This is a genomic window from Streptomyces sp. NBC_00376 (assembly GCF_036077095.1).
In the GTDB taxonomy this organism is placed as follows: Bacteria; Actinomycetota; Actinomycetes; order Streptomycetales; family Streptomycetaceae; genus Streptomyces.
In genome coordinates, this window is sequence record NZ_CP107960.1 from 4,764,956 (window position 1) to 4,781,124 (window position 16,169).

9 protein-coding genes and 1 tRNA gene are annotated in these 16,169 nt (G+C 71.1%); all 10 read left to right on the forward strand.

What is annotated here, in order from left to right:
• The first annotated feature begins 235 nt into the window (after positions 1 to 235).
• The 10 genes from OG842_RS21605 (at position 236) to OG842_RS21650 (ending at position 16,119) form a co-directional block, all read left to right on the forward strand.
• The gene (locus tag OG842_RS21605; RefSeq protein WP_266731802.1) at positions 236 to 2,695 is read left to right on the forward strand and encodes a sodium-translocating pyrophosphatase; all 2,460 of its coding nucleotides are present in this window, start codon (positions 236 to 238) and stop codon (positions 2,693 to 2,695) included.
• Between the two features lie 323 nt (positions 2,696 to 3,018).
• Positions 3,019 to 3,636 (forward strand): small secreted protein, encoded by a 618-nt coding sequence (locus OG842_RS21610; RefSeq protein ID WP_266731803.1) that lies wholly within the window; start codon positions 3,019 to 3,021, stop codon positions 3,634 to 3,636.
• A gap of 182 nt (positions 3,637 to 3,818) precedes the next feature.
• Positions 3,819 to 5,333, forward strand: coding sequence for a N5-glutamine methyltransferase family protein (locus tag OG842_RS21615; RefSeq protein ID WP_266731805.1), 1,515 nt, complete (start codon positions 3,819 to 3,821; stop codon positions 5,331 to 5,333).
• Between the two features lie 450 nt (positions 5,334 to 5,783).
• The gene (locus OG842_RS21620; RefSeq protein ID WP_266731806.1) at positions 5,784 to 5,981 is read left to right on the forward strand and encodes a hypothetical protein; all 198 of its coding nucleotides are present in this window, start codon (positions 5,784 to 5,786) and stop codon (positions 5,979 to 5,981) included.
• A gap of 330 nt (positions 5,982 to 6,311) precedes the next feature.
• On the forward strand, positions 6,312 to 9,170 hold the full coding sequence (topA, locus tag OG842_RS21625) for a type I DNA topoisomerase (protein WP_266731808.1): 2,859 nt from the start codon (positions 6,312 to 6,314) through the stop codon (positions 9,168 to 9,170).
• Positions 9,171 to 9,333: 163 nt separating this feature from the next.
• Complete coding sequence (tmk, locus tag OG842_RS21630) at positions 9,334 to 12,456, forward strand: dTMP kinase (protein ID WP_266731809.1); 3,123 nt, start codon at positions 9,334 to 9,336, stop codon at positions 12,454 to 12,456.
• 178 nt (positions 12,457 to 12,634) lie between these two features.
• Entirely contained in the window at positions 12,635 to 13,840 is a 1,206-nt protein-coding gene (locus OG842_RS21635; RefSeq protein ID WP_266731810.1) for a DNA polymerase III subunit delta', read from the forward strand.
• Positions 13,841 to 14,079: 239 nt separating this feature from the next.
• Positions 14,080 to 15,624 (forward strand): alpha/beta hydrolase, encoded by a 1,545-nt coding sequence (locus OG842_RS21640; RefSeq protein ID WP_266731811.1) that lies wholly within the window; start codon positions 14,080 to 14,082, stop codon positions 15,622 to 15,624.
• 118 nt (positions 15,625 to 15,742) lie between these two features.
• A tRNA-Thr gene (locus tag OG842_RS21645) sits at positions 15,743 to 15,819 on the forward strand.
• Positions 15,820 to 15,903: 84 nt separating this feature from the next.
• Positions 15,904 to 16,119, forward strand: a complete 216-nt coding sequence (locus OG842_RS21650) for a hypothetical protein (RefSeq protein WP_266731812.1) — start codon at positions 15,904 to 15,906, stop codon at positions 16,117 to 16,119.
• Positions 16,120 to 16,169: the final 50 nt, after the last annotated feature.

Sequence of the window (16,169 nt, forward strand, 5' to 3'; positions counted from 1 at the left end):
CCATGTCTTGATCCGTCTTTTGAGGCCCTGCTGAGCAGGGCCTTTTTCATTTATGCGTGATCAATGATCTGCAGAAAATGTGCCTGCCCCATTACTGCATTCGGGCCTCTCCGAGAGGCCGATCATTTATCGATCGGCTGGTGAAGGTCAATTACATTTACGGCGCACTGTTTTGATCAGCTCTCGCTCCCTACAATCCGTCCACGTCTTGAGCGCTGAGCGTCGAGGAGGACGTATGGCGGAGTTCTTCAACACCCCACTGGCAGGACCCGCACAAGATTCCGCATTTTCTGCACCTTCAGGCCGGTCCGCTTCTCTGGCGGCCGCCGTTCTCACCGATGACAACCGCGTCATCGTGATCGTCGTCGCGGTCGTCGCCGTCGCCGCCCTGGTCGTCGCCAGACTGCTGGTGCGCCAGGTGCTGGCGGCCGGCGAGGGCACCGACCGCATGAAGGAGATCGCGGCCGCCGTCCAGGAAGGCGCGAACGCCTATCTTGCCCGGCAGCTGCGCACCGTCGGCATCTTTGCCGTCGTGGTCTTCTTCCTGCTTCTGCTGCTACCGGCCGACAACTGGTCGCAGCGCGCAGGCCGTTCGTTGTTCTTCCTGGTGGGTGCGCTTTTCTCGGCGACCACCGGATACATCGGGATGCGGCTCGCGGTACGCAGTAATGTCCGTGTGGCCGCTGCTGCGCGAGAGGCGACTCCCGCGGAGGGCGAGCCGGAGAAAGATCTCACCGCTGTTTCGCACAAGGCGATGAAGATTGCTTTCCGTACCGGTGGCGTGGTCGGCATGATCACCGTGGGCCTCGGCCTGCTCGGTGCGTCCTGTGTCGTGCTCGTCTATGCCGCCGACGCCCCGAAGGTGCTGGAGGGCTTCGGCCTCGGGGCCGCACTGATCGCCATGTTCATGAGGGTCGGTGGTGGCATCTTCACCAAGGCCGCGGACGTCGGCGCCGACCTCGTCGGCAAGGTCGAGCAGGGCATCCCGGAGGACGACCCGCGCAACGCCGCCACCATCGCCGACAACGTGGGCGACAACGTCGGCGACTGTGCCGGCATGGCGGCCGACCTCTTCGAGTCGTACGCCGTGACGCTCGTCGCCGCGCTCATCCTCGGCAAGGCCGCCTTCGGCGACGCCGGACTGGCCTTCCCGCTGATCGTTCCGGCGATCGGCGTGATCACCGCGATGATCGGGATCTTCGCGGTCGCCCCGCGCCGCGCGGACCGCAGCGGAATGACCGCGATCAACCGCGGATTCTTCGTCTCCGCGGTGATCTCGCTGGTACTGGTGGCCGTGGCCGTCTTCGTCTACCTGCCGTCCTCGTACGCTGAACTGGACGGCGTGACCGATGGTGCGATCACCTCGCACGTCGGCGACCCGCGGATCTTCGCCCTGGTCGCCGTCGCCATCGGCATCGTGCTGGCCGCTCTGATCCAGCAGCTGACCGGCTACTTCACCGAGACCGGCCGACGCCCCGTCCGGGACATCGGCAAGTCCTCGCTGACCGGTCCGGCCACCGTCGTGCTCGCCGGTATCTCCATCGGCCTGGAGTCGGCCGTCTACACGGCGCTGCTGATCGGCCTGGGCGTCTACGGGGCGTTCCTGCTCGGCGGTACGTCGATCATGCTGGCGCTCTTCGCGGTGGCCCTGGCGGGAACCGGGCTGCTCACCACCGTCGGTGTCATCGTCGCCATGGACACCTTCGGCCCGGTCTCGGACAACGCGCAGGGCATCGCCGAGATGTCCGGTGATGTCACGGGTGCCGGTGCGCAGGTCCTCACCGACCTGGACGCCGTCGGCAACACCACCAAGGCCATCACCAAGGGCATCGCCATCGCCACTGCCGTTCTGGCAGCGTCGGCGCTCTTCGGCTCGTACCGCGACGCGATCGCCATGGCGGTCGACGACGTGGGGGCCAAGGCCGGTGCGATGACGCTCAGTCTGGACATCTCGCAGCCCAACAACCTGGTGGGCCTGATCCTCGGTGCCGCGGTCGTCTTCCTCTTCTCCGGGCTCGCGATCAACGCGGTGTCGCGGTCCGCCGGATCCGTGGTCTACGAGGTGCGGCGGCAGTTCCGCGAGCACCCCGGGATCATGGACTACAGCGAGAAACCGGAGTACGGGCGCGTCGTCGACATCTGCACCAAGGACGCCCTGCGCGAGCTCGCCACACCCGGTCTGCTGGCCGTTCTGGCGCCGATCGCCGTCGGCTTCACGCTCGGTGTCGGAGCGCTCGGTTCGTATCTCGCGGGTGCCATCGGGACGGGCACCCTGATGGCGGTCTTCCTCGCCAACTCCGGTGGCGCGTGGGACAACGCCAAGAAGCTCGTCGAGGACGGCCATTACGGCGGCAAGGGCAGCGAGGCCCATGCCGCGACCGTCATCGGCGACACGGTCGGCGACCCGTTCAAGGACACGGCGGGGCCGGCGATCAACCCCCTGCTCAAGGTGATGAACCTGGTCGCCCTGCTCATCGCCCCGGCGGTGGTGCAGTTCAGCTACGGGCAGGACGCGAGCGTCGGCGTGCGGGCGCTGGTGGCGGCGCTCGCCCTCGGGGTCATTGTCGGCGCGGTCTATGCGTCCAAGCGGCGTGGAATCGCCGTGGGCGACGAGGATCCGGGCCACGGGGACGGAGGCAGGGACGGAGACGGGAACAGGCCGGCCAAGTCGCCCGGCCAGGCAGCCGTTTCGTGAACCGATGGCCGGGGCCGGGCGGTGACACGTAGTCGCTCCCGGCTCAATGACCGGGCGGACGGCGCATTCTGATGCGCCGTCCGCCCGCTCGCATCTCGGGCCCGGTGCCCGTCTTCGGCTGATCCGCCCGATCCGTGCGCCGTTCGTGTGCTTGCTCGTGCGTCTGTTCCCGCACGGGGAGGGCTGTGCGGGTGAGTTGTATCTCCCCTGTTTCCCTTGGTGCAAATGGCTGCAAAAGGTCACTCATCGGACGCCCGGCATCCGGATGGTGTGCGCTCGCCGTGTAAGTTCCGGGGCCGAGAGCCTTGGAAGGGACCGATCCGGTGAACAAGAAGCTTGCGGCCGCGCTGTCCGGCGGCGCGGTACTGGTACTTACGCTGTCGGGCTGCAGCGGCGACGACAACAGCGACAAGGTGAACGACTGGGCCAAGAAGGTCTGCGACCAGGTCCAGCCCCAGCTCCAGAAGATCGCGAACGCCAACGCCGCCATCCAGCAGCAGACCGCGGACAACAGCAAGCCCGCCGATGTCCAGAAGACCGACTCGGCCGCCTTCCAGCAGATCTCGCAGGCGTACAAGGCACTGGGCGCGGCAGTCGACTCCGCGGGCCCGCCGCCGGTCGACGGCGGTGAGACCACGCAGAAGGAGGCCGTGAAGGAGCTCGAAGCATCCTCCGCGGCGTATGCGAACCTGCAGAAGAAGATCGACGCCCTGGAGACGAAGGACCAGGCGAAGTTCGCCGACGGGCTCAAGGGCATCGCGGACGAGCTGAACAAGATCAGCACCAGTGGTGACGAGGCGTTGAAGAAGCTCCAGTCCGGCGAGGTCGGCACCGCCATGGCGAAGCAGAAGGGCTGCCAGAAGCCGACGGCCTCGGTGCCGCCGAAGGCCGACACGTCGCCGTCCACGGCGCCTTCCGCCTCGCCCAGCAAGAAGGCGTGACCCGGCGGCAGCAGCGCCGGTGACGGTTCCCACGATGCGCGGTCGCTGCGACGCGCGGCTGTCGCGCCGGACGACGTGCCGGAGTGACGGCCGCGCCGCATGACATGTCGTACGGACGGCCCGGCCGCCCCGATGGGCGCCGGGCCGCTGCCGTTGTCAGTGGGAGCGGCCACAATGGGTGGGTGAGTACGACCAGCCTCCCCGTGCCCGACCGTTCGCCCCGGCTCCGCGAAGCCCTGCTTGCCGCCGCCTTCACCGCCGACGGGCTCCTCGACCTGCTCGGTGCGCCCGCCTACGCCGCGCTCGCCCGCAGCGAGACGGTTCCGGCGCTGCGCGCCACCCGGGGTGACGCTCCGCTGGACACGCTGGTGCGGCTCTTCCTGCTCCAGCACCCGGTGCAGTACGAGCGGGCACGCGCCGCGCTCCCGCTGGCCGAGTGCGTCGAGGACGGCTGGGTGACCCACGTCGGCGACGAGGTCCGGGCCGCGGTCGACGTACGTCCGTACAGCGGGCCCGAGGGGCAGGACTGGTACATCGTCTCCGACCTGGGCTGTGCCGTCGGCGGCGCGGGCGGCATCGGCTCGCGCGAGGAGGGCGTGGTCCTGGGCGTCGGCGGGGCGTCCACCACGCTCGCCGGGATCACCGTCCGTACGCCTGTCGCCTCCGCGCTCGACGTCGGCACGGGCTCCGGCATCCAGGCGCTGCACGCCTCGCAGCACGCCACCCGGGTCACGGCCACCGACCTCAACCCCCGTGCGCTGGACTTCACCCGGCTGACGCTCGCGCTCTCCGGGGTCGCCCCGGCCGAGCTGCGCCAGGGCTCGTTGTACGAGCCGGTCGGCGCCGAGACGTACGACCTGATCGTCTCCAACCCCCCGTTCGTCATCTCGCCCGGTGCCCGTCTCACCTACCGCGACGGCGGCATGGGCGGTGACGATCTCTGCCGGACCCTGGTGCAGCAGACCGGCGACCGGCTGAACGAGGGCGGATACGCCCACTTCCTCGCCAACTGGCAGCACGTCGAGGGCGAGGAGTGGCAGAGCCGGCTGAGGTCCTGGGTTCCCTACGGCTGCGACGCCTGGATCGTGCAGCGCGAGGTCCAGGACGTCACGCAGTACGCGGAGCTGTGGCTGCGCGACAGCGGCGATCACCGTACGGACCCCGCCGAGTACGCCGCGCGGTACGACGCCTGGCTGGACGAGTTCGAGGCCCGCAAGACCAAGGGCGTCGGCTTCGGCTGGATCACCCTGCGCAAGTCCGCCGCGGCCGCCGCCGGCAACCCGTCCGTCGTGATCGAGGAGTGGCCGCACGCGGTGGAGCAGCCGCTCGGACCGGCCGTCGAGGCCCATTTCGCCCGTCAGGACTACCTCCGCGAGCAGGACGACGCGGCACTCCTGGCCGGGCATTTCACCCTGGCCGCCGAGGTCGTGCAGGAGCAGGTCGGCCTGCCGGGCGCGGAGGACCCGGAGCACGTGGTGCTCCGTCAGAACCGGGGCATGCGACGTGCGACGAAGGTCGACGCCGTGGGCGCCGGCTTCGCGGGGGTGTGCGACGGCACGCTGCCCGCGGGCCGGATCCTGGACGCGATCGCCCAGTTGATGAACGAGGACCCGGTGCTGCTGCGCGACCGGACCCCGCAGGCGATCCGGCTGCTGGTCGAGGAGGGCTTCCTGGAGCCGGTTCCTTCGGCGGGCTGATCGCGCGGGTCCGGTCCGGCAGGGCTGGTGCGGCAGGACCGGTGGTGCGCCGGTTGTGCCGAAGGGCTTCCTCGGGCTCCGCTCCTTCCTGGGCGTGTACCGCCGTACGTAAGAAAGGGCCCCGCGATCAGCGGATTCGGGTTCGCCGTCGACGGTGCGTCGGGGAGGGGGCGGATTCCGGATCGGGTGCCGGGCGGGGCCCGGCGGGGCGCCGGACGGAGTCCCGGGGGAGCTCGTCGGCCCGTTCGTGGCGGGGGCCGTCCCGGGGAACCCGGCCGGTTCGTGGCCGGGGTCGTGCTCGGATGTCCGTCCCGGTCACGGGGCGGGGGCGGACGCGGGTGGAACCGGCCATTCACCCGGGGTTCGCATGGCCGACGTCCTGGGGTGGCAGCCTCCCCGTGGCCGGACGGCACACGCCCCGGCCCGGCCAGGGACAGGGAGGCGTACGGCATGGAGAGCGGACCCGCGGTCTTCGCCGGATCGGCATTCGCGCTGTTCGGCGCCGCGCTGCTGCTGTGGACGGGGGCGCGTGTGCTGCACCGCGCGCCGGTGGCACACGGCGTGAGCCCCGTCGCCTCCGCAGCGCTCGCCACTGTGTTCGGCGTACTTTTTCTCGTCCTCGGCGTGTGGTGCTTCACCCGCATCTGATCCACCGCCCACCGGCCCGGCCGGAAACCCGCAGCGCACGGCAGGCAGTGGCGGGGAACACGCCCGGACCGCAGGCCGCCCGCCACCGACGTCCGCGGCGCCGCCACAGCACCCGGAAACCCGCAGGCAGTGACCGCGCACACGGCGGACCGGGCGGTCCGGGCGGCAGGAATGGCGGAAGTCGGGTTACCGTTCGAGTGGCCGTTGCGGGCTTTTGCCGTTTGACACGGGGGCGGGTTGTACCGTCACACTCCGCAGCGACAGCACCATCGGCAGCGTCATCGCGCTGCCCGGATGCCCACCGAGCGTCGACCGGAGAGAAGAGCGAAGTTGTCCCCGACCAGCGAGACCGCACAGGGCGGCCGCCGACTCGTCATCGTCGAGTCGCCTGCCAAGGCGAAGACGATCAAGGGCTACCTCGGCCCCGGATACGTCGTCGAGGCGAGCGTCGGGCACATCCGCGACCTGCCGAACGGCGCCGCAGAGGTACCGGACGAGTACACCGGCGAGGTCCGTCGGCTCGGCGTCGACGTCGAGCACGACTTCCAGCCCGTCTATGTCGTCAATGCGGACAAGAAGGCCCAGGTCAGGAAGCTCAAGCAGCTGCTGGCCGAGTCCGACGAACTCTTCCTCGCCACCGATGAGGACCGCGAGGGCGAAGCCATCGCGTGGCACCTGCAGGAAGTCCTGAAGCCCAAGGTCCCGGTCCACCGGATGGTCTTCCACGAGATCACCAAGGACGCGATCCGGGCCGCCGTCGCCAACCCGCGCGAGCTCAACCAGCGCATGGTCGACGCCCAGGAGACCCGCCGCATCCTCGACCGCCTCTACGGCTACGAGGTCTCGCCGGTCCTGTGGAAGAAGGTCATGCCGCGCCTGTCGGCCGGCCGTGTCCAGTCCGTGGCGACCCGTCTCGTCGTCGAGCGGGAGCGCGAGCGCATCGCCTTCCGCTCCGCCGAGTACTGGGACCTCACCGGTACCTTCGCCACCGGCCGCACCGGTGACGCCTCCGACCCGTCGAACCTCACCGCCCGCCTCAGCGCGGTCGACGGCCGCCGCATCGCCCAGGGCCGCGACTTCGGTCCGGACGGGCAGCTGAAGTCCGCCTCCGGCCAGGTGCTGCACCTGGACGAGACGAACGCCCGCGCCCTGGCCGCCGCGCTCGCCGACTCCTCGTTCGCCGTCCGGTCCGTCGAGTCGAAGCCGTACCGCCGCTCCCCGTACGCCCCGTTCCGTACGACGACCCTCCAGCAGGAGGCGAGCCGCAAGCTGGGCTTCGGGGCCAAGGCCACCATGCAGGTCGCGCAGAAGCTGTACGAGAACGGCTTCATCACCTATATGCGTACCGACTCCACGACCCTCTCGGACACCGCGGTCTCCGCGGCACGGGCGCAGGTCACCCAGCTCTACGGCGCCGACTACCTGCCGGACAAGCCGCGCACGTACGCGGGCAAGGTCAAGAACGCGCAGGAGGCGCACGAGGCGATCCGCCCCTCCGGCGACCGCTTCCGCACCCCCGCCGAGACCGGCCTCACCGGCGACCAGTTCCGGCTCTACGAGCTGATCTGGAAGCGGACCGTCGCCTCCCAGATGAAGGACGCGGTCGGCAACTCCGTCACCGTCAAGATCGGCGGCCGGGCGAGCGACGGCCGGGACGCCGAGTTCTCCGCGTCCGGCAAGACGATCACCTTCCACGGCTTCATGAAGGCGTACGTCGAAGGCGCCGACGACCCGAACGCCGAGCTCGACGACCGCGAGCGGCGCCTGCCGCAGGTCGCCGAGGGCGACGCGCTGTCCGCCGAGGAGATCTCGGTCGACGGCCACGCCACCAAGCCGCCGGCCCGCTACACCGAGGCCTCGCTGGTCAAGGAGCTCGAAGAGCGCGAGATCGGCCGCCCGTCGACGTACGCGTCGATCATCGGCACGATCCTGGACCGCGGCTACGTCTTCAAGAAGGGCACGGCGCTCGTCCCGTCGTTCCTCTCCTTCGCCGTGGTCAACCTGCTGGAGAAGCACTTCGGCCGGCTCGTCGACTACGACTTCACCGCGAAGATGGAGGACGACCTCGACCGCATCGCACGCGGTGAGGCCCAGTCCGTGCCGTGGCTCAAGCGCTTCTACTTCGGTGCGGGCGACGACACGGCCGGTGCGGGCTCGGCCTCCGACGCGGGCAACGGCGACGGCGACCACCTCGGCGGTCTGAAGGAGCTCGTCACCGACCTCGGTGCGATCGACGCCCGTGAGATCTCCTCGTTCCCCGTCGGCAACGACATCAAGCTCCGGGTGGGCCGCTACGGCCCGTACATCGAGCGCGGTGAGAAGGACGCCGAGGGCCACCAGCGCGCGGACGTGCCGGAGGAACTGGCGCCCGACGAGCTGTCCGTCGAGTACGCGGAGGAGCTGCTGGCCAAGCCGAGCGGCGACTTCGAGCTCGGCGCGGACCCGGTCACCGGGCACCAGATCATCGCCAAGGACGGGCGTTACGGCCCGTACGTCACCGAGGTGCTGCCCGAGGGCACCCCGAAGACCGGCAAGAACGCGGTGAAGCCGCGGACCGCCTCGCTCTTCAAGTCCATGTCCCTGGACACGGTGACACTGGCCGACGCGCTCAAGCTGATGTCGCTGCCGCGCGTCGTCGGCGAGGACGCCGAGGGTGTCGAGATCACCGCGCAGAACGGCCGCTACGGCCCGTACCTGAAGAAGGGCACGGACTCGCGTTCGCTCACTTCCGAGGACCAGCTCTTCGACATCACGCTCGAAGAGGCCCTCGCGATCTACGCCCAGCCCAAGCAGCGCGGCCGGGCCGCAGCCAAGCCGCCGCTGAAGGAACTGGGCACGGACCCGGTGAGCGGGGCTCCGGTCGTGGTCAAGGACGGCCGCTTCGGCGCGTACGTCACCGACGGCGAGACCAACGCGACGCTGCGCACCGCCGACAGCGTCGAGGACATCACGCCGGAGCGCGGCTACGAGCTGCTCGCCGAGAAGCGCGCCAAGGGACCCGCCAAGAAGAAGACGGCGAAGAAGGCCCCGGCCAAGAAGGCGACCGTGAAGAAGACGGCCGCCAAGAAGACCACGGCGACCGCCAAGAAGACGGCGGCGAAGAAGACGACGGCGGCCGCGAAGAAGACGACGACCGCCAAGAAGGCGACCGCGGCGAAGAGGACCACCGCGGCGTCCGTGGAGGACTGAACCGAGCGGCAGGGCCGAAACGTCCCGGGGGCCGGATTTTCCGGCCCCTTCGGCGTTCGCACGGGATTCCGGCAGGGCGGGCCGGAAGCACCGGAACGGCTCGGGCGCCCATATGTTCGGACGGGGCCCACGGGGACCCTGCCGCTCCGGATAGGCTGGGCGGATGACGCGAGCCGAGCAGCCAACGGTCGTGAGCCCCACCTCCGACACACTTGCCGCAGACTCACGCGAGCGCGCCGTACGAGCCCTGTTGCGTGTTCCCCCGCTGAAGCGGTTGTGGAGCGCGCAGCTCGTCGGCAGTACCGGCGATGCACTCGCCCTTCTCGTGCTGGTGCTGATGTCGCTGCAAGCGGCGGTCCTTGAGGGCTCATTCGGGACCGGGTACCGAGGCGCGGCCTTTGCCGTCGCCGCGGTGTTCGGTGCCCGGATCCTTGCCACCCTGCTCTTCGGAGCCGTACTCCTGGGGCCGCTGACGACGCTCACCGCGCCCGGCGGACCGCTGGACCGGCGGTGGCTGATGATCGGGACGGACGGGCTGCGGCTCGCGCTGCTGGTCGTCGCGCCGCTGTGGATCGACTGGATGCCCGACAAGGCACTCATGATGATCCTCATCACCGTCTTCGTCGTCGGCGCGGCCGAGCGCCTGTGGACGGTCGCCAAGGACGGCGCCGCCCCCGCGCTGCTGCCCGCCCCGCCCCCCGAAGGCGCGACGGTACGCCCGCTGCCCGACCACCTCGACGCACTGCGCCGGCTCTCCGTCCGGACCGACTTCGCCGCGATCCCGCTGGCGGCGGCCGCACTGCTGATCGCCACCCTCATCGGCAACCTGCTGGGCTCGGGCCTGGAATGGTTCTCGATCCACCAGGCGGCCCTCGGCTCGTACGTCGCGGCCGGGCTCTTCTCTGCGTCGATCTCCATCCTGTACTTCCTGGAACTGCCCGGTACGCAGACCCCGCGCCCGCGCTCGCCGCTGGAGGGCCTGCGACGGCCGTCGAGCGGCAGCGGACCCGACAAGGGCCGCACCGGATCCGTCCCGCTGGTCGTCGGAGCGTCGGCCGCCGTCGCCGGAGCCATCGCCGCGGCCGCCGCCGTCTCGGTGCTGCACGCCGCCGACCTGGGCGGCGGACCCGCCACCTTCGCACTGCTGATCCTCGGCCTGACCGGCGCCACCGGGGTCGGCATCCGGACCGCGGAGAAGGTGCTGCCCACCCTGTCGCGGCGCCGGCTGCTCTCGCTGGCCACCGCCGTCACCGGCCTCGCGCTGCTCGCCATGGGCCTCGTGCCGGACACGGCGACCGTGCTGATGATCGCGGTGCTCGCCGGTTACGCCGCGGGCGTCGCCGCCCACACCGGTCATGTCCTGGTCGACCAGGAGACCGAGGAGTTCCGCCGGGCCAGGACCACCGAGCACCTCCAGGCCGTCGTACGGGTCCTCATCGCGCTCGGCGCGCTCGCGGGCCCGCTGCTGGCCGCCGCGATCGGCGCCCACCGGGTGGGCTCGGGCGACTTCGTCTTCGAGCACGGTGGAGCGGCCTTCACGCTGATGCTGATCGGCGCGCTGCTGCTGCCGGTCGCCGTGATCGTCCTCGCGAAGACGGACGACCGCTCCGGAGTGCCGCTGCGCCGCGATCTGCGCGAGGCGCTGCGCGGCGGCGACCCGGCGGTCGCCCCCGCCGCGACCGGTTTCTTCATCGCTCTGGAGGGCGGCGACGGTGCGGGCAAGTCCACCCAGGTCGAGGCGCTCGCCGACTGGATCCGCGCCAAGGGCCACGAGGTCGTCGTCACCCGCGAGCCGGGCGCGACGCCGGTCGGCAAGCGGCTGCGCTCGATCCTGCTCGACGTCTCGTCGGCCGGGCTGTCCAACCGGGCCGAGGCGCTGCTGTACGCCGCCGACCGCGCCGAGCACGTCGACTCGGTCGTCCGCCCGGCGCTGGAGCGCGGCGCGATCGTCATCTCCGACCGCTACATCGACTCGTCCGTCGCCTACCAGGGAGCGGGCCGCGACCTCTCCCCGACCGAGATCGCCCGGATCTCGCGCTGGGCGACGAGCGGCCTCGTCCCGCACCTGACGGTGCTGCTGGACGTCGACCCGGAGACCGCGCGGGAACGGTTCACCGAGGCCCCCGACCGGCTGGAGTCCGAGCCGCCGGAGTTCCACGCCCGGGTCCGGTCCGGCTTCCTGACGCTGGCCGCGGCCGACCCGACCCGCTACCTGGTCGTGGACGCGGGCCAGGACCCGGAGGCGATCACCACGGTCGTACGGCACCGGCTCGACCAGCTCCTTCCGCTCTCCGAGGCCGAGATCAAGGCCCAGGAGGAGGCGCGCAAGGCCGCCGAGGAGGAGGCCAGGCGCAAGGCCGAGGAAGAGGCGGCCCGCAAGGCCGAGGAGGAGCGGCTGGAGCGCGAGCGGCAGGAACAGCTCGCCAAGCTCCGTGCCGAGGAGGAGGAGCGCAAGGCCCGCGAGCTGGAGGAAGCGCGCCGGCGCGAGGCCGAACGCCAGGCGGAGGAGGCCCGGCAGCGGGCCGAGGAAGCCCGTCGGGTGGCCGAGGAGGAGCGGGTCCGGCGGGAGGCCGAGGAGGCTGCCCGTGAGGCCGAGCAGGCCAGGCTGCGCAGGCAGGCCGAGGAGGAGGCGCGGCTGCGCAAGGAGGCCGAGGCGCTGCGGCTGGAGAAGCAGCGCAAGGCCGAAGAGGCGCTGCTGCGTGCCGAGGAGGCCCGCAGGCGTGCGGAGGCCGAGGCCGCCGCGGCGGCGGAGAAGGCCCGTGCGGAGGCCGCCGCTGCGGCGTCCGTGCCGGAGAGCGAGATCACGGTGCCGACGCCGATCGTCAACCCGAACGACGTGACGCAGCAGGTGCCCGCGCCGGACAGCTCGCCTTCCGACGAGGCCGAGACGGCGATGATCCCCAAGATCCACGACCGGTCCGGCCGTGCCGGCGGCTCCGGTGCGGCGGGTGCCGCCGACGAGACGACGGTTCTTCCCCCGGTACGGGAGACGAATCCGGCGGACCGTATTCCGCGGGGCATCTTCCGTGACGAGCGCCCGGTGGGCTCCGCGCCGGAGAGCGAGAACGAGCGCACTCGCGAGCTTCCGCAGGTCGGCGGCTGGGAGGACCAGCAGCATCCGGAGCACCGGGAGCGCTCCGGCCGGCGTCCTCGCCCCGAGTGGGCCGAGGAGACCCCGCTGGACGATCTGCCGACGCTGGCGGACGAACTGCTGGGCGATCACCGCGACCAGCCGGACGACGAGGGCTCGGGCCGCTCGGGCCGGGGACGCCGCCCGCGCCGCTGATCCGTGCCGGCCGCCGGGCGGGGTGTCCCGTTCCGGCGGCCGGTTCCGGTGGGTTGGGATGCCTTGTTGCCGGGATTGTCAGACCCGTCCCCCACAATGGGAGTCGGATCGGGGAATCCGGATCGACAAGCAGCGACCGGCAACAACAAGCAGCGACGAGCAGGAAGGGCGGTGACCCATGACCGTATGGGACGACCTGGTCGGCCAGGACCGGGTGCAGGAGCAGCTCGGCGCCGCCGCCCGGGACGCCGATGCGCTGGTCACCGCCCACTCGGCGGGGGAGCAGGTCCCTCCGGGGTCGAAGATGACCCACGCCTGGCTGTTCACGGGGCCCCCGGGCTCGGGCCGTTCCACCGCCGCCAGGGCCTTCGCCGCCGCCCTCCAGTGCACCAGCCCGGACCGCGCCCTGGGCGGAGCACCCGGCTGCGGCTTCTGCGACGGCTGCCACACCAGCCTCATCGGTACGCACGCCGACGTCGAGGTGGTCCGTACGGACCTGCTCTCCATCGGTGTGAAGGAGACCCGCGAGCTGGTCCGCCGCGCCCAGCTCTCCCCGGCCGTCGGCCGCTGGCAGGTCATCGTCCTGGAGGACGCCGACCGCCTCACCGAAGGCGCGGGGAACGTGCTGCTGAAGGCGGTCGAGGAGCCCGCGCCCCGCACGGTGTGGCTGCTCTGCGCGCCCTCCCTCGAAGACGTGCTGCCCACCATCCGCTCCCGCTGCCGTCACCTCACGCTGCGCACGCCCCCGGTCGACGCGGTCGCCGACGTCCTGATCAGGCGCGACGGCATCGACCCGGAGCGGGCCGCGTCCGCCGCCCGGGCCACGCAGGGCCACATCGGCAGGGCCCGCCGCCTCGCCACCGACGAGCGGGCCCGCTCGCGCCGCGCCGCCGTGCTCAAGCTCCCGTTGCGGGTCGAGGACATCGGGGGCTGCCTCAAGGCCGCCCAGGAGCTGATCGACACCGCCACCGACGACGCCAAGCAGGTCTCCGAGGAGGTCGACGCCAAGGAGACGGAAGAGATGAAGGCCGCGCTCGGAGCCGCCGCCGGGGGACGGCTGCCGCGCGGCACCGCAGGGGTGATGAAGGAGCTGGAGGACCGGCAGAAGCGCCGCAAGACGCGTACACAGCGCGACAGCCTCGATCTGGCGCTCACCGATCTGACCGGCTTCTACCGTGACGTCCTGGCCATCCAGCTGGGTTCGCGGATCGCCATCGCCAACGCGGACGCCGAGGACGCGCTCGACCGGATCGCCCGTTCCTCCACGCCCGAGGGCACCCTGCGCCGGATAGAGGCGGTGATCGCCTGCCGCCGGGCGCTGGACCGCAACGTGGCGCCGCTGCTCGCGGTGGAGGCGATGACGATGGCCCTGCGCGCGGGCTGACACCACGGCGGGGCGCGGCTGCCTGTCCGTGGGCGCCCCCGTCCGCCCGACCCCATCCGCACCTGCCGAGCCCACCGAGCCCACCGAGCCCGTCCGGCGCCCACCGCCCCCACTCGCGAATCCGTCGTACCGGCGGCCGATCCGCACCACCCCGTTCACGATCGCTCATTCATGATCGCGCGTTCACTCGTCCGGGGAGCGAATCGGGCGAGTCGTCACAGGGCGACTACGCTCCGAGGATGAACACCAGGCGTTCGCTCCGTATCCTCGCCACCACGCTCGGCACCGCCGGCCTTCTCATCTCCGGCTGCACCAGCGGCAGTTCGACGAGCGCCTCGCCCTCCACATCGCCCGCAGCGTCCGCGCCGGCCGTCCCCGAAGCGCTCAAGCCGTACTACGCGCAGCAGCTGAAGTGGCGGGACTGCGGCGTCGAGGGCTTCCAGTGCACCACGATGACGGCCCCGCTGGACTACAAGAATCCGGGCAGTGGCGACATCAGGCTGGCCGTCTCCCGCAAGAAGGCCACCGGCCCCGGTGAGCGGATCGGTTCCCTCCTGGTGAACCCGGGCGGACCCGGCGGTTCCGCCATCGAATACCTCCAGAGCTACGCGGGCGTCGGCTACCCGGCCCAGGTCCGGGCCCGGTACGACATGGTCGCCATCGACCCGCGCGGAGTGGCCCGCAGCGAGCCCGTCGTATGCCTCACCGGTCCGCAGATGGACAAGTACACCCAGGTCGACCAGACCCCGGACGACGCGGCCGAGGTCACCGATCTGGACAACGCGTACCAGCAGTTCGCGAGCGGCTGCGAGGAGCACTCCGGCGAGATCCTGCCCCATGTCTCCACCGTCGAGACCGCCCGCGACATGGACATGCTGCGAGCCCTGCTCGGCGACGAGAAGCTGCACTACGTCGGGGCGTCGTACGGCACCTTCCTCGGTGCGACGTACGCGGGGCTCTTCCCCGCCCGGGTCGGCCGTCTGGTCCTGGACGGCGCGATGGACCCGTCGCTGGACGCCGTCGAGCTGAACCGCGACCAGACCGCGGGCTTCGAGACCGCGTTCCAGGCCTTCGCCGCCGACTGCGTGAAGAAGGCGGACTGCCCGCTCGGCACCACCTCGACCGCCGATGCGGCCACCCGCCTGAAGCGGCTCTTCGCGGACCTCGACGCCCGGCCGATCGCCACCGGCGACTCCCGCAGGCTCACCGAATCCCTGGGCACCACCGGGGTCATCGCCGCCATGTACGACGAGTCGGCCTGGCCCCAGCTCCGCGAGGCCCTCGCCGGCGCCCAGAAGGGCGACGGCTCCGGCCTCCTGGCCCTGTCGGACAGCTACTACGAGCGCCAGCCGAACGGCACGTACGCCAACCTCATGTTCGCCAACGCCGCCGTGAACTGCCTGGACCAGCCGCCCGCCTTCGCCGACGCAGAGGCCGTCACCCGGGCCGTCCCCAGCTTCGAGAAGGCGTCCCCGGTCTTCGGCAAGGCCTTCGCCTGGGCCGCCCTGAACTGCGCCGACTGGCCGGTCCCGCCCACCGGCACCGCCCACCGCATCGAGGCGAAGGGCGCCGCCCCGATCGTGGTGGTCGGCACGACCCGCGACCCCGCCACCCCGTACAAGTGGGCCGAGTCCCTCGCCGGCCAGCTCTCCTCCGGCACCCTCCTCACTTACCAGGGCGACGGCCACACGGCGTACGGCCGCGGCAGCGACTGCATCGACACGGCGATCAACACCTACCTCCTGGAGGGCACCCCGCCCACCGAGGGCAAGAAGTGCACCTGACCACCCCACCGCGCCACTGACCTGCGAAAACGGCTCGGAGCGAGGCTGGTACGGAGCACCCCCGGAAACTGTGTAGACTTGGCGACGCTGCTGATCGCACCATGGTGCGACAGGGCGCGCCGCCTTAGCTCAGTTGGCCAGAGCAACGCACTCGTAATGCGTAGGTCTCGGGTTCGAATCCCGAAGGCGGCTCCATGGTGAACCCCAGGTCAGATCTTTGACCTGGGGTTTCTTCTTTCGTTGACCTTGAAATTCGGGCTAAACGGACACGTGTGGCCGGTGCTTGCTGCGGGCTTCACGCACGGCGACGGCACCGCGATGGAGGGGAAGGACACCGAGCGGCTGCTGTGGAGGTTCTGGCGCGCCGGCCGCGAACTCGGCTGCCTGGAGCCGGAACGGTCCATCGACGCCCCGATCTCCCTGTCCGCCACCAGCCGCCCGGCCGCTCTCGCCACCCTCCGCCTCCTGGTCGAGGGCCCATGCGAACGCAGCTGAGCGCGCCTCAGCGGGTTGTCAGGTCGGCGTCGGTGAAGCGTCGCATCACT

Bases quoted from the DNA above. Each gene is read 5' to 3' on its own strand.
- OG842_RS21605 (WP_266731802.1), top strand. From the start codon at position 236: ATGGCGGAGTTCTTCAACACCCCACTGGCAGGACCCGCACAAGATTCC.
- OG842_RS21620 (WP_266731806.1), top strand. From the start codon at position 5,784: ATGGAGAGCGGACCCGCGGTCTTCGCCGGATCGGCATTCGCGCTGTTC.
- tmk (WP_266731809.1), top strand. From the start codon at position 9,334: ATGACGCGAGCCGAGCAGCCAACGGTCGTGAGCCCCACCTCCGACACA.
- OG842_RS21635 (WP_266731810.1), top strand. From the start codon at position 12,635: ATGACCGTATGGGACGACCTGGTCGGCCAGGACCGGGTGCAGGAGCAG.
- OG842_RS21640 (WP_266731811.1), top strand. From the start codon at position 14,080: ATGAACACCAGGCGTTCGCTCCGTATCCTCGCCACCACGCTCGGCACC.